Raw genomic sequence first — 13,633 nt, 5'->3', positions numbered from 1 at the left:
CGGGGCGGGGGCGGCCGGGGGCGGCAGGTTCCGGTCCGACGCCCCCCGCTATGGGAGCGCTCCCACCCCGCTCGTGGGGAAAGTAGCGCCGCTTGGGCCGGTTGTAAACGGGAGGCGCACCGGCTGCGGGAAGTCCGCGCGGCGCGACGCGCGTCCATCGTGCGCCGTGGCATCGCCACTTCGGGTGGCGGTACCTTCGTACGTACGATCACGCCGCGTATCGGCGTCCACGGGAGCAGTGATGACCACACCCCGGCAGGGACCCGCCACTGAGGACACCTGGATGTTCCCGACCACAACACCAACAAGCCGGGTGTGATCGTCTTCGCGCCTGGGAAGCTGGACTTCCTGGAGCTGGAATGCGCTCCGGTGGAACAGCTGGTCGGCGCGCCTGGCAGCACCACACGGCAAGGGCCGCGCCCCCGGCGAACCGGGAACGCGGCCCTCAACTTCCCTGCGGCGCCGCTTACTTGCGGATCAGCGAGCGCAGCACGTACTGCATGATGCCGCCGTTGCGGTAGTAGTCGGCCTCGCCGGGGGTGTCGATGCGGACGACCGCGTCGAACTCGACACCGGTGTCGGTGGTGACCTTGACCGTGCGCGGCGTGGTGCCGTTGTTGAGCTCCTCGACGCCGGTGAAGGAGAAGGTCTCCTCGCCGGTCAGGCCGAGGGACTCGGCGGTCCGGCCCTCCGGGAACTGCAGCGGCAGGACGCCCATGCCGATGAGGTTCGAGCGGTGGATGCGCTCGTACGACTCGGCGATGACGGCCTTGACGCCCAGGAGCGCGGTGCCCTTGGCCGCCCAGTCGCGGGACGAACCGGAGCCGTACTCCTTGCCGGCCAGGACGACCAGCGGGATGCCCTGCTCGATGTAGTTGCGCGAGGCGTCGTAGATGAAGGAGACGGGGGCGTCGTCCTTCGTGAAGTCGCGGGTGTAGCCGCCCTCGGTGCCCGGCGCGATCTGGTTGCGCAGGCGGATGTTGGCGAACGTGCCGCGGATCATGACCTCGTGGTTGCCGCGGCGGGAGCCGTAGCTGTTGAAGTCGCGGCGCTCTACGCCGTGCTCCGTGAGGTACTTGCCGGCCGGGGTGTCGGCCTTGATGGCGCCGGCCGGGGAGATGTGGTCGGTGGTGACCGAGTCGCCCAGCTTGGCCAGGACGCGGGCGCCGGAGATGTCGGAGACCGGCTCCGGGTCCATCCTCATGCCCTCGAAGTACGGGGGCTTGCGGACGTAGGTCGACTCGCTGTCCCACTCGAAGGTGTTGCCGGTCGGGATCGGCAGCGCCTGCCACTGGGCGTCGCCCGCGAAGACGTCGGCGTAGGACTTGTTGAACATGTCCTCGCCGATGGCGTTCGCCACGACGTCGTTGACCTCGGCCTCGGAGGGCCAGATGTCCTTCAGGTAGACCGGGTTGCCGTCCTGGTCGGCGCCGAGGGCGTCGCGCGTGATGTCCACCTTCATGGACCCCGCGAGGGCGTACGCGACGACCAGCGGCGGCGAGGCCAGGTAGTTCATCTTGACGTCGGGGTTGATCCGGCCCTCGAAGTTCCGGTTGCCGGAGAGAACCGAAGTCACCGCGAGGTCGTGGTCGTTGACGGCCTTGGAGACCTCTTCCGGCAGCGGGCCGGAGTTGCCGATGCAGGTGGTGCAGCCGTAGCCGACCAGGTTGAAGCCGACCTTGTCCAGGTACGGCGTCAGGCCCGACTTGTCGAAGTAGTCGGTGACGACCTTGGAGCCCGGGGCGAGCGTGGTCTTGACCCACGGCTTGCGGGTCAGGCCCTTCTCGACCGCCTTCTTCGCCACGAGCGCGGCGGCGACCATGACGTACGGGTTCGAGGTGTTGGTGCAGGAGGTGATGGCCGCGACGGTGACCGCGCCGTGGTCGATCGTGTAGGTCGAGCCGTCGGGGGCGGTGACCTGGACCGGGTTGCTCGGCACGCCGTTGGAGGAGGCCGGGGCGTCGGAGGCCGGGAAGGACTCCTTGCCAGCCTCGTCGTCGTCGGCGACGTAGTTGCGCACGTCGCTCTTGAACTGCTCGGCGGCGTTGGCGAGGACGATGCGGTCCTGCGGGCGCTTGGGGCCGGCGATGGAGGGGACGACCGTGGAGAGGTCCAGCTCGAGCTTCTCGGAGAAGTCGGGCTCGGCCTTCGGGTCCAGCCAGAGGCCCTGCTCCTTGGCGTACGCCTCGACGAGCGCGACCTGCTGGTCGCTGCGGCCGGTCAGGCGCATGTAGTTCAGGGTCTCGTCGTCGATCGGGAAGATCGCGGCGGTGGAGCCGAACTCCGGCGACATGTTGCCGATGGTGGCGCGGTTGGCGAGGCTCGTGGCCGCGACACCCTCGCCGTAGAACTCGACGAACTTGCCGACGACGCCGTGCTTGCGCAGCATCTCGGTGATGGTGAGCACCAGGTCGGTGGCGGTGGTGCCCGGCTTGAGCTCACCCGTCAGCTTGAAGCCGACGACGCGCGGGATGAGCATCGAGACCGGCTGGCCGAGCATCGCGGCCTCGGCCTCGATGCCGCCGACGCCCCAGCCCAGGACGCCCAGGCCGTTGACCATCGTGGTGTGCGAGTCGGTGCCGACCAGGGTGTCGGGGTAGGCCTTGCCGTCACGGACCATGACGACGCGGGCCAGCTTCTCGATGTTGACCTGGTGCACGATGCCGGTGCCGGGCGGGACGACCTTGAACTCGTCGAAGGCGGTCTGGCCCCAGCGCAGGAACTGGTAGCGCTCCTTGTTGCGGCCGTACTCCAGCTCGACGTTCTGCTTGAAGGCGTCGTTGGTGCCGAACTTGTCGGCGATGACGGAGTGGTCGATGACCAGCTCGGCCGGGGCGAGCGGGTTGATCTTGTCCGCGTCGCCGCCGAGCTCCTTGACGGCCTCGCGCATGGTGGCGAGGTCGACGACGCAGGGCACGCCGGTGAAGTCCTGCATGATCACGCGGGCCGGCGTGAACTGGATCTCCCGGCTGGGCTGGGCCTGCGAGTCCCAGCCGCCGAGGGCACGGATGTGGTCGGCGGTGATGTTCGCGCCGTCCTCGGTGCGGAGCAGGTTCTCCAGCAGGACCTTGAGGCTGTACGGAAGGCGAGCCGAGCCTTCCACCTTGTCCAGCCGGAAGATCTCGTACGACTCGTCGCCCACCTGCAGCGTGCTGCGGGCGTCGAAGCTGTTCGCCGACACGACAGTCTCCTTCATTGATGTGCGCGTACTCACCACGATCCTGCCGCCACGGCAACTCGGCCGATCCACTAAGGTAAGGCTAAATTAGGTAACCCTTACCAGGCTGGCGACTGCGGTGCTCCTGGGCAGATATCTCGATGTCGAGATAACTCTAGTACATGGCCGTCGACTGGTCATGTCCGGACCGGCCCCGGCATGCCGACATTCGGTGGCGTTGGCCACACACGGACAGGCACGGCGACGCCACCCGGGCCCACATCAGTACGCGCACACGGGGTATCCGAGCTGAGCGACCATCAGTCCCGATACCGAAGGAGGCGGTCATGCCGCTCACGTTCCGCAAGAGCTTCCGGATCCTGCCCGGGGTGCGGCTGAACATCAACCGGCATTCCTGGTCCATCACCACCGGCGGCAAGAACGGCCCGCGGCATACGCACAGCAGCACGGGACGTCGTACGACATCGATGGATTTGCCCGGACCTTTCGGATGGAGGCACACCCGTACCGAGAAGCGCCGTTGACGGCCTGTCACCCGAACGGACCCCCCAACGGGCTCCATCTCATATCTGAGATAGCCTCAGCCTCATGGCAGACGACTACCTCGTACGCATCGGCAGGCTCATCCGTGACGCCCGGCAACACCGTGGCTGGACACAGGCGCAGCTCGCGGAAGCGCTCGGCACCAGCCAGAGCGCCGTCAACCGCATCGAGCGCGGCAACCAGAACATCAGCCTTGAGATGATCGCTCGAATCGGTGAAGCCCTGGACAGCGAAATCGTGTCGCTGGGCTACGCGGGCCCGATGCATCTGCGCGTGGTCGGCGGCCGTCGGCTCTCCGGCGCCATCGACGTCAAGACGAGCAAGAACGCCTGCGTCGCGCTGCTGTGCGCGTCCCTGCTCAACAAGGGACGCACGGTGCTGCGCAGGGTCGCGCGGATCGAGGAGGTGTACCGCCTGCTCGAGGTGCTGGGCTCCATCGGCGTGCGCACCCGCTGGGTCAACGACGGCGTGGACCTGGAGATCGTGCCGCCCGCCGAGCTGAACATGGCGGCGATCGACGGCGACGCGGCCGTGCGGACGCGGTCCATCATCATGTTCTTCGGCCCGCTGCTGCACCGTATGGACCGCTTCAAGCTGCCGTACGCGGGCGGCTGCGACCTGGGTACGCGGACCATCGAGCCGCACATGATCGCGCTGCGCCGGTTCGGGCTGGACATCACCGCCACCGAGGGTCAGTACCACGCCCAGGTGGATCAGGCGATCCGGCCCGACCGGCCGATCGTGCTGACGGAGCGCGGGGACACCGTCACCGAGAACGCGCTGCTCGCCGCGGCCCGTTCCGACGGAGTCACCGTCATCCGCAACGCCTCGTCCAACTACATGGTCCAGGATCTGTGCTTCTTCCTGGAGACGCTCGGCGTGCGGGTCGAGGGAATCGGTACCACCACGCTCACCGTGCACGGCGTCCCGGACATCGACGTCGACGTCGACTACTCCCCCTCCGAGGACCCGGTCGAGGCGATGAGCCTGCTCGCCGCCGCCGTGGTGACGGAGTCGGAGCTGACGGTGCGCCGGGTGCCCATCGAGTTCCTGGAGATCGAGCTCGCGGTCCTGGAGGAGATGGGGCTCGACCACGACCGCTCGCCGGAGTACTACGCGGACAACGGCCGTACCCGGCTGATCGACCTGACGGTCCGTCCCTCCAAGCTCGAGGCCCCGATCGACAAGATCCACCCCATGCCCTTCCCGGGCCTGAACATCGACAACGTCCCGTTCTTCGCGGCCATCGCCGCCGTCGCGCAGGGCCAGACGCTGATCCACGACTGGGTCTACGACAACCGCGCCATCTACCTGACGGACCTCAACCGCCTCGGCGGCCGCCTCCAGCTCCTCGACCCGCACCGGGTCCTGGTGGAGGGCCCGACCCGCTGGCGCGCCGCCGAGATGATGTGCCCGCCGGCCCTGCGGCCCGCCGTGGTCGTCCTGCTGGCGATGATGGCGGCCGACGGCACGTCCGTGCTGCGGAACGTGTACGTCATCAACCGGGGTTACGAGGACCTGGCCGAGCGGTTGAACTCCGTGGGGGCGCAGATCGAGATCTTCCGGGACATCTGATGTGCGAACGCCGCCGCACCGAAGAGGTGCGGCGGCGTCTGTGCGGCTGCGGGCCGTTCAACGCGTCGGTCCGCCGGCCGGTATCGGCTTCGGTACCGATGCCGCACGCTCGGCACCGTGGCGCGAGCCCCGCGCGGTGACCGCGGCCAGGAGCAGGACGGCCAGCCCGCAGCCGGTGATGATCCACCAGGGCGCGGGGCGGGCCCCGGCGGCGATCGCGGCTCCTGTGACCGCGATGCCCAGGGAGGAGCCGACCTGGCGGCTGGTCGCGGCGACCGCGGCGGCGACCCCGGCCTGGGCCCGCGGCAGACCGGCGACGGCCGTGTCGGTGATCGGCGCGTTGACGAAACCGAACCCCAGGCCGAACAGGGCGTAGGCGAGGGACAGCAGGATGTACGAGGGGTGCGCGGAGCGGGTCACGAGGACGGCCAGCGCTCCGCTCGCGGTGATGCCCGCCCCCGCGAGGAGGAGCGGGATGCGCGGACCGCGGCTGCCCACGATCCGTCCGGACAGCGGCGGGCAGATCAGCGACAGTACGGCCATGGGGAGCAGATGCAGGCCGGTGGCCAGAGCGCTCAGACCCAACTCACGTTGCAGATAGAGCGTGTTGGCGAACAGGAAGCCGCCCAGTGCCGCGAAGGAGAAGACCGCCGTCGCCGTGGCCCCACTGAAGGACGCGCCGCGGAAGAGGCGCGGGTCGACGAGCGGCTCGGTGCGACGGTTCTCGTACGGGACGAAGCAGGCCAGCGCGCCCGCCGCGGCGATCAGGCAGGCCACGATCGGCGGTGCGGTCCAGCCCTCGCCGGGGGCCTCGATGATGGCGTACGTCAGGCTGCCGAGCAGGGTGATGACCAGCAGCTGGCCCACCGGGTCGGGTCTGCGGGCCCGGGGGGCGCGGGACTCGGGGACGTACAGCGCGGCAAGGGCGAGGGCGGCCAGGCCGATCGGGACGTTCAGCCAGAACACCGAGCGCCAGCCCGCCGACTCGACGAGGACACCGCCGAGGATCGGTCCCGCCGCCATGCTGATCCCGACCACTCCGCCCCACACGCCGATCGCCCGCGCCCGTGCCCGCGGTTCCGTGAACGTGTTGGCGAGGACGGCCATCGCGACCGGGGTGAGCATGCAGCCGCCGAGTGCCTGCACCACCCGGAAGGCCACCAGCCATCCCAGCGTCGGCGCGAGGCTGCACAGCGCGGACCCGGCGGTGAACAGCACCAGACCGAGCTGGAAGACGCGCCGCCGTCCGACGCGGTCGGCCGTGGAGCCGGCCAGGGTCAGCAGCGAGGCGAGCACGATGGTGTAGGCGTCGAGGGTCCACTGCAGGCCCGAGACCGAGGAGCCGAGGTCGTCCTGCATCGACGGCAGCGCGACATTCAGGATGGTGGCGTCGAGGCTGACGAGCAGGACGCTCATGCAGCAGATGGCCAGGACGAGCGACTGCCGCCGCCTGCCGCCGGGTTCGGACACGAGGAGGTCCCTGTGTGGCCGGCCGGCGTTCAGTGGGCCGGCCGATGTGTGGCGTGGGCGTCCGCGAAGTCCCAGAGCACGGGCAGGAATTCGGCCGGTGTCTCGACCTGCGGCATGTGGCCGGTGCCGGGCAGCAGCTCGAACCGGGCGTCCGGGACGGCCGCGGCGTACGCCCGCCCGTAGTCGGCGTCGACGACCTGGTCGCTCTCGCCCCACGCGACGAGCGTCGGGTGCGCGACCTTGGCCAGGCGTTCGCGCAGAGTCGGGTCGGCCATGGCGTGCGGGCCCGAATAGACCACCAGCGCGGCCCGGTTGGTGACCATGACGGCGCGCTGCTCCTCGGACAGCGCGCTCGGGTCGAAGCGGAACTTCGACGGATCGTGGAAGGAGAGCCGGGCCAGTTCGACGGGCGTCAGGGGGAACGTGTCGGCGACGGAATGGCCAGGGACCTCGATGCCGACGGCGTTGACGAGGACGACACTGCTGATCCGGTCACTGCCGAGTGCGGCCAGTTCGGCGGCGATCCAGCCGCCGATGGAGTTGCCCACGACGGTGACGTCCTCCAGGCCGAGGGTGTCGAGCAGTCGCAGGTAGAGCTGGGCGAGGGTGGGGACGTCCGTCAGCCAGGCGGGGCGGTCGGTGCCGCCGAAGCCGGGGTGGACCGGGGTGACGACCCTGGCCGGCCGCTGCTCGGCGAGGAGTCCGGCGAAGGGGGCGACGGTCTGCGGGCCGCCACCGCCGTGCAGGAGCAGGAAGGGGTGGCCCTCGCCCTGCGGCCTGCCCTTGACGTCGAAGGTGAGGTCCACGTCGCCCTGGTCGAGTGTGAGCGTGCGAGTGCTGGTGCCGGTCATGGAGGTGCTCCTTGAGTGGACGGTCGTGTACGGGGGGCGTGCGGCGGGCGTCACGCGAAGTCGGTGGCCGGAACCGTGGCGTACCGGCTCATCACCTCGATGGTCGACTCCGGGGTCATCTCCCGGCCGCCCGCGATCATGTCCCGCAGGTCGCGGAAGTACTGCACGTACAGGTCGGGCGTGAAGGTGTTGAGCATCACCGCCGGTTCGTCGCCGTGGTTGGCGAAGGTGTGCGGGGCGCCGGGCGGGATCATCGCGAGGGTGCCGGCCGGGGCGGCGTGGGTGGTCTCCCCGATGGTGAAGTGCACGGTGCCGGAGACGACGTAGAAGCCCTCGTCGTGCTGGGCGTGCCGGTGCTGGGGCGGGCCCTGGGTGTGCGGGGCGATGGTGATCTCGCCGATGCCGAGGCGGTGGCCGGTGGTGCTGCCGTCCTCGAGGATGCGGATCCGTGCCGGACCGAGCTGGATGCTTTCGCCGTCGTCCGGCCCGACCAGGGAAACGTCGTTCACTGTCTTCTTCTCCTCTGCCGCCGATGGTTCATGAGGGCTCGCTCTCACGAAGAGGACAGTAGAAGATGAACTCTCGTCATGCAAGTGCACTCTCACGACGGGAGCGGACAGTGATAAGCTGGCGGGCGGACCGACCAGCGGGAATGAGGACGTGCCGATGGCGACAGAGACCGGACCAGGCATGAACACCGGGCGCAGCAACCAGAAGCTGCGCACGCGCACTGCGATCGTCGACGCCGCTCGCGAGCTGATCGGCACCGGCGGCGAGGTGACCATGCCCACGATCGCCCGTGCGGCCCTGGTGTCGGAGGCCACCGCCTACCGGTACTTCCCCGATCTCCCGTCGCTGATCAGTGAGGCGCTGGCCGGCGTCTGGCCGCCTCCCGCCGAGGCGCTCGCGCCGGTCGCGGAGTCGGCCGACCCCGTCGAACGCATCGCCTTCGCCTGCGAGTTCCTGCTCCGCGGCATCCTCGCCCGCCAGGGGTCGGTGCGTGCGATGATCTCGGCCACCATCACCCGGCCCGAGACGGTGACGACCCGCCCCGGCATCCGCTTCGGCCTCATCGACCACGCCCTCGCACCCCTGGAAGGCACGCTGGGGGCGACGGATCCGCAGGCTTTCGCCCAGCTCAAGCTGGATCTCGCCGTGGTCGTCGGCGCGGAGGCGCTCTTCACACTCACCGACCTGTGCGGACTCGATGCCGACCAGGCGGTCGCGAGCGCCGTACGGACGGCGAGGACGCTGACGGAAGCGGCGGTGCGCGCCATCCCGTAGCGGACGGCCTCGAGCCATCGGACACCTCTTTTTGTTCTACAGAACCTTGACGCCCTGCCGCACTCCTGTAGACCATCGAGACATCGGTACCCGCACCGGCGCGAGGAGGCGCTCGGCATGGTGGAGGTGTCCTTCGACCGGAGCCCGGAGACGTACCGGCACTGGAGGCTGCGTACGGACGGGCCGGTCGCCTGGCTGGAGCTGGACGTCGACGAGCAGGGCGGACTGGTGCCGGGCTACGAGCTCAAGCTCAACTCGTACGACCTCGGTGTGGACATCGAGCTGTACGACGCGCTTCAGCGGCTGCGGTTCGAGCACCCCGAGGTGCGGGCCGTGGTGCTGACCAGCGCCAAGGAGAAGGTCTTCTGCGCGGGCGCGAACATCAGGATGCTCGCGGGCTCCCCGCACGAGTGGAAGGTCAACTTCTGCAAGTTCACCAACGAGACCCGCAACGCCATGGAGGACGCCTCCGCGCACTCGGGGCTCACCTTCATCGCCGCGGTCAACGGCTCCTGCGCGGGCGGCGGTTACGAACTGGCGCTCGCCTGCGACCGCATCCTGCTGATCGACGACAACTCCTCGGCGGTCGCCCTGCCCGAGGTGCCGCTGCTGGGCGTGCTGCCCGGCACCGGCGGGCTGACCCGGCTGACGGACAAGCGCCGGGTGCGCAAGGACCTGGCCGACGTCTTCGCCACCCGCAGCGACGGCGTACGGGGCAAGACGGCCGTCGACTGGCGGCTGGTGGACGAGGTCGTGCCGCGGCGGGAGTTCCGGGCGATCGTGGAGCAGCGGGCACGGGAGGCGGCGGCGCGCCATCCCCGCCCCGGGGACGTTCAGGGCATCCGACTCGGGCCGCTGCAGAGGGAGGTGACCGGCAAAGGGATCTTCTACCGGTATGTGCGCGCCGAGTTCGACCGCCCGGGCGGTCTCGTCCGGATCACCGTACGCGGGCCCGGTGACGAGGACGGCTGGCTGCTCGCCCTCACCCGTGAACTGGACGACCTGATCCTGCGGCTGCGGACGAACGAGCCCGAGCTGGGCACCTGGGTGCTGCGCACCGAGGGCGACCCGGAACGCGTACTCACCCACGAGCGGCGGTACTTGGGCGCGCCGGACGACTGGCTGGGGAACGAGGTCCTGCACTACTGGAAGCGCACCCTGAAGCGGCTCGACGTCACCAGCCGCAGCCTCGTCGCGCTGATCGAGCCGGGCGGCTGCTTCGCGGGCCTGCTGCTGGAGCTCGCCCTCGCCTGCGATGTGCAGTACATGCTGGACGGGCCGCCGATCGAGGACCCGGACAGCGAGGAGCGGGCTCAACTCGTCGTCTCGGAGGCCAACTTCGGCGTCTTCCCGATGAGCAACGGGCTGTCGCGTCTGCAGTCTCGTTTCTACGGCCGGGACGACCATCTCGACTGGCTGCGCCGGGAGGCGGGCCACCCGCTGACCGCCGCCCGGGCCCGTGAGCTGGGGCTCGTCACCGACGCGCCCGACGACCTCGACTGGGAGGACGAGATCCGTCTCGTCCTGGAGAACCGGGCCGCGCTGAGCCCGGACGCGCTGACCGGGATGGAGGCCAACCACCGGTTCGTCGGCCCGGAGACCATGGAGTCCAAGATCTTCGGCCGCCTCAGCGCCTGGCAGAACTGGATCTTCGTACGCCCCAACGCCTCAGGTCCAGAAGGCGCGTTGCGCCGCTACGGCACCGGGCAGCGGGCGGTCTACGACCGGAAGCGAGTGTGACCCGATGTCCACGGCCATCGACTACGACTCCAAGATCCCCAACAATGTCGGCCTCGCCGACGACCGGCGGCTGCAACGGGCGCTGGAGGGCTGGCAGCCCAAGTTCCTCGGCTGGTGGGGCGAGATGGGCCCGTCGCTGGAGAACCACGGCGTCTATCTGCGTACGGCGGTGTCGGTGGGCCGCGACGGCTGGGCGCACTTCGGCCATGTCAACGTGCCCGACTACCGCTGGGGCATCTTCCTCGCCGAGCCCACCCCGGACCGCCGGGTCGCCTTCGGCGAGCACAAGGGCGAGCCGGTCTGGCAGCAGGTGCCCGGCGAGTACCGCGCCGATCTGCAACGCCTGATCGTCATCCAGGGCGACACCGAGCCGGCCTCGGTCGAGCAGCAGCGCCTGCTCGGGCTGAGCGCGCCGAGCCTGTACGACCTGCGCAACCTCTTCCAGGTCAACGTGGAGGAGGGGCGGCACCTGTGGGCGATGGTCTACCTCCTGCACGCCTACTTCGGCCGCGAAGGGCGCGAGGAGGCCGAGGCGCTGCTGTACCGCAACTCGGGCAGCCCCGACTCGCCGCGCATCCTGGGCGCGTTCAACGAGGAGACCGCCGACTGGCTGGCCTTCTTCATGTTCACGTACTTCACCGACCGGGACGGCAAGTACCAGCTGGGCTCGCTCAAGGAGAGCGCCTTCGACCCGCTGTCGCGGACCTGCGTCTTCATGCTGAAGGAGGAGGCGCACCACATGATGGTCGGCACCACGGGTGTCGACCGGGTGGTGACGCGGAGCGCCCAACTGGTGCGCGAGCACGACACGCTGGACATCGCGGCCTGCGGCGGCATCCCGCTCGACATCGTCCAGAAGTACATCAACTTCCACTACACGGTCTCCCTGGACCTGTTCGGCAGCGAGACCTCCACCAACGCGGCCAACTACTACACCGCGGGCCTCAAGGGCCGGTGGCAGGAGGAGCGGCGGGGCGACGACCACCGGCTCACCGAGGACGGCGTACGGCTGGACAAGCCGGCCGGGGACGGGAGTTGGGGCGTGGACGAGGTTCCCGCGCTGCTCGCGCTCAACCTCGACCTGCGCGACGAGTACATCGCCGACTGCAGGACCGGCGTCAAGCGCTGGAACCGCATCCTCGACGAACACTGTGTCGACTTCCGGCTGACGCTCCCGCACCCCGGCTTCAACCGCCACGTCGGCCTCGCCTCCGGCCATCACGTCACGCCCGACGGCACGATCGTCGACGAGGAGACCTGGGAGGCGAGCCGCGGGCACTGGCTGCCGACGGCCGAAGACCTGGCTTTCGTACGGTCGTTGATGCAGCCGGTGTACGAGCGCGGGAGGATCGCGAGCTGGGTGGCACCGCCGGTCAACGGAATCAACGGCAAACCCTTCGACTACGAGTACGTCCGACTGGTGTGAGGCGGCCGTCATGCCCGAGCTGTTCAACGCGGCGCAGTGGCTGGTCGACCGGCAGGTGGCGGACGGCAACGGCGCTCGCACGGCCGTCGTGACGCCCACCCGGTCCCTGACCTACGAGGAGCTGTCCGGCGAGGTCCGCCGGGTGGCGGCCGGGCTGCGGGCCCTCGGGGTGCGGCCCGAGGAGCGCGTCCTGTTCTGCATGGCGGACGACGTCGAGCTGTTCACCGGCATCCTCGCCGCCTTCCGCGTCGGCGCGGTGGCCGTGCCCGCCTCGACCATGCTCACCGGGCCGGAACTGGGCAGCCTGATCGCGGACTGCCGTACGCGGGTGGTGCTGGGATCGGCCGAGTTCGCGCCCCTGGTGCGGGCGGCCGTACAGGAGGCTCCGGAGGTCGAGCACGTCGTGCTGGGCGAGGAGTGGCAGCGGCTGCGGGCCGCCGGCACGGACGAGGGGCCGTATCCCACCTGGCCGGACTCCCCCGCCCTGTGGCTCTACACGTCCGGTACGACGGGCACGCCCAAGGCGGCGATGCACCGGCACGACGGCATCAGGCTCGTCGCGGAGAACTACGGGCGGCAGGTGCTCGGCATCGGCCCCGGGGACCGCTGCCTGTCGGTGGCGAAGCTGTTCTTCGCCTACGGCCTCGGCAACTCGATGTTCTTCCCGCTGTCGGCCGGCGCCACGGCGCTGCTGGAGCCGGCCCGGCCCTCGCCCGCGCTGTTCGCCAAACGGGCGGCGGCCGACCGGGCCACGGTCCTGTACGGGGTGCCCGGTTTCCTCGGGGCGCTGCTGGCGAGCCTCGACATCCCCGACGACGCCTTCGGGACCGTACGCGTGGGCGTCTCGGCCGGTGAGGCGCTGCCCGCGCGGATCTACCAGGGGATGCGGGAGCGGTTCGGCGTCGAGGTGCTCGACGGGATCGGGTCGACCGAGATGCTGCACATCTTCATCTCCAACCGGCGGGGACGGGTCCACCCCGGTTCCTCCGGCGAGCCTGTTCCGGGGTACGCCGTGGAGCTGCGGGACGCGGAGGGCCGGGTGGTGGCCGGCGAGGGCGTGCCCGGCGAGCTGTACGTGCGCGGGGCGTCGGCCGCCACCGGGTACTGGTGCCGGGCCGCGACCACCCGTCAGGTCTTCCTCGGCGACCGGGTGCGCACCGGCGACACGTACGTACGCAACGGCGACGGCACGTACACCTGCATGGGCCGCACCAACGACCTGCTGAAGGCGGGCGGCATCTGGGTCTCGCCCGCCGAGGTCGAGGAGCGGCTGCTGGCCCATCCGGACGTGGCCGAGGTCGCCGTGGTGGGTGCGCGCGACGCGGACGGGCTGGACAAGCCCGTGGCGTGCGTGGTGCCGAGGGCCGGGCGCGAGGTCGACGCGCAGGCGCTGGTCGCCTGGTGCCGACAGGGCCTGGCGGCGTTCAAGCGGCCGCGCGCGGTCGTCGGCCTGACCGAGCTGCCGCGCACGCCGACGGGGAAGATCCGGCGCAACGTGCTGCGGGAGATGGTCCGCTCCGAGGAGGCGACGTGACCGGCGGTCCTCGGGGGCTTGGGCCCTAGCCG

General features: G+C 70.1%; 10 protein-coding genes. 6 read left to right on the top strand and 4 right to left on the bottom strand.

Features of this window, described 5'->3' with window-relative positions:
• Positions 1-466: 466 nt before the first annotated feature.
• Positions 467-3,181: an aconitate hydratase AcnA gene (gene acnA, locus ACIBN2_RS06570; RefSeq protein WP_399133079.1), complete on the bottom strand. Its 2,715-nt coding sequence runs from the start codon at positions 3,179-3,181 to the stop codon at positions 467-469.
• Between the two features lie 323 nt (positions 3,182-3,504).
• On the opposite strand from acnA, the gene ACIBN2_RS06565 reads away from it, so the two are divergent.
• Together ACIBN2_RS06565 and ACIBN2_RS06560 are read left to right on the top strand one after the other, a co-directional pair.
• Positions 3,505-3,702 (top strand): DUF4236 domain-containing protein, encoded by a 198-nt coding sequence (locus ACIBN2_RS06565; RefSeq protein WP_399133078.1) that lies wholly within the window; start codon positions 3,505-3,507, stop codon positions 3,700-3,702.
• A gap of 64 nt (positions 3,703-3,766) precedes the next feature.
• Positions 3,767-5,296 carry a helix-turn-helix domain-containing protein gene (locus ACIBN2_RS06560; RefSeq protein ID WP_399133077.1) on the top strand — a complete coding sequence of 510 codons (1,530 nt, stop codon included), beginning with the start codon at positions 3,767-3,769 and terminating at the stop codon, positions 5,294-5,296.
• A gap of 57 nt (positions 5,297-5,353) precedes the next feature.
• On the opposite strand, the gene ACIBN2_RS06555 is transcribed toward ACIBN2_RS06560, so the two are convergent.
• The 3 genes from ACIBN2_RS06555 to ACIBN2_RS06545 all read right to left on the bottom strand — a co-directional run bounded on the left by ACIBN2_RS06555 (position 5,354) and on the right by ACIBN2_RS06545 (position 8,126).
• Positions 5,354-6,712, bottom strand: coding sequence for a DHA2 family efflux MFS transporter permease subunit (locus tag ACIBN2_RS06555; protein WP_399133945.1), 1,359 nt, complete (start codon positions 6,710-6,712; stop codon positions 5,354-5,356).
• An 83-nt stretch (positions 6,713-6,795) separates the two neighbouring features.
• The gene (locus ACIBN2_RS06550; RefSeq protein WP_399133076.1) at positions 6,796-7,617 is read right to left on the bottom strand and encodes an alpha/beta fold hydrolase; all 822 of its coding nucleotides are present in this window, start codon (positions 7,615-7,617) and stop codon (positions 6,796-6,798) included.
• Between the two features lie 50 nt (positions 7,618-7,667).
• Positions 7,668-8,126, bottom strand: coding sequence for a cupin domain-containing protein (locus tag ACIBN2_RS06545; RefSeq protein WP_399133075.1), 459 nt, complete (start codon positions 8,124-8,126; stop codon positions 7,668-7,670).
• A gap of 157 nt (positions 8,127-8,283) precedes the next feature.
• Between ACIBN2_RS06545 and ACIBN2_RS06540 the strand changes: the two genes are divergently transcribed.
• The 4 genes from ACIBN2_RS06540 (at position 8,284) to ACIBN2_RS06525 (ending at position 13,601) form a co-directional block, all read left to right on the top strand.
• Entirely contained in the window at positions 8,284-8,901 is a 618-nt protein-coding gene (locus ACIBN2_RS06540; RefSeq protein ID WP_399133074.1) for a TetR/AcrR family transcriptional regulator, read from the top strand.
• A gap of 117 nt (positions 8,902-9,018) precedes the next feature.
• Entirely contained in the window at positions 9,019-10,641 is a 1,623-nt protein-coding gene (boxC, locus tag ACIBN2_RS06535) for a 2,3-epoxybenzoyl-CoA dihydrolase (protein WP_399133073.1), read from the top strand.
• Between the two features lie 4 nt (positions 10,642-10,645).
• The gene (gene boxB, locus ACIBN2_RS06530; RefSeq protein WP_399133071.1) at positions 10,646-12,067 is read left to right on the top strand and encodes a benzoyl-CoA 2,3-epoxidase subunit BoxB; all 1,422 of its coding nucleotides are present in this window, start codon (positions 10,646-10,648) and stop codon (positions 12,065-12,067) included.
• 10 nt (positions 12,068-12,077) lie between these two features.
• A complete protein-coding gene (locus ACIBN2_RS06525) occupies positions 12,078-13,601 on the top strand; it encodes a benzoate-CoA ligase family protein (protein WP_399133070.1) in 1,524 nt (507 codons plus the stop codon).
• Positions 13,602-13,633 lie beyond the last annotated feature (32 nt).

The sequence above is a fragment of the Streptomyces sp. NPDC050534 genome, from assembly GCF_044457745.1.
Lineage (GTDB): Bacteria > Actinomycetota > Actinomycetes > Streptomycetales > Streptomycetaceae > Streptomyces.
The sequence above is the reverse complement of the archived record's forward strand: the minus strand, read 5'-3'. Positions and strand labels throughout refer to the sequence as shown.

Coding starts and splice junctions, on each gene's coding strand:
- ACIBN2_RS06565 (WP_399133078.1), top strand. CDS start 3,505: ATGCCGCTCACGTTCCGCAAGAGCTTCCGGATCCTGCCCGGGGTGCGG.
- ACIBN2_RS06560 (WP_399133077.1), top strand. CDS start 3,767: ATGGCAGACGACTACCTCGTACGCATCGGCAGGCTCATCCGTGACGCC.
- ACIBN2_RS06555 (WP_399133945.1), bottom strand. CDS start 6,712: ATGAGCGTCCTGCTCGTCAGCCTCGACGCCACCATCCTGAATGTCGCG.
- ACIBN2_RS06550 (WP_399133076.1), bottom strand. CDS start 7,617: ATGACCGGCACCAGCACTCGCACGCTCACACTCGACCAGGGCGACGTG.
- ACIBN2_RS06540 (WP_399133074.1), top strand. CDS start 8,284: ATGGCGACAGAGACCGGACCAGGCATGAACACCGGGCGCAGCAACCAG.
- boxC (WP_399133073.1), top strand. CDS start 9,019: ATGGTGGAGGTGTCCTTCGACCGGAGCCCGGAGACGTACCGGCACTGG.
- boxB (WP_399133071.1), top strand. CDS start 10,646: ATGTCCACGGCCATCGACTACGACTCCAAGATCCCCAACAATGTCGGC.
- ACIBN2_RS06525 (WP_399133070.1), top strand. CDS start 12,078: ATGCCCGAGCTGTTCAACGCGGCGCAGTGGCTGGTCGACCGGCAGGTG.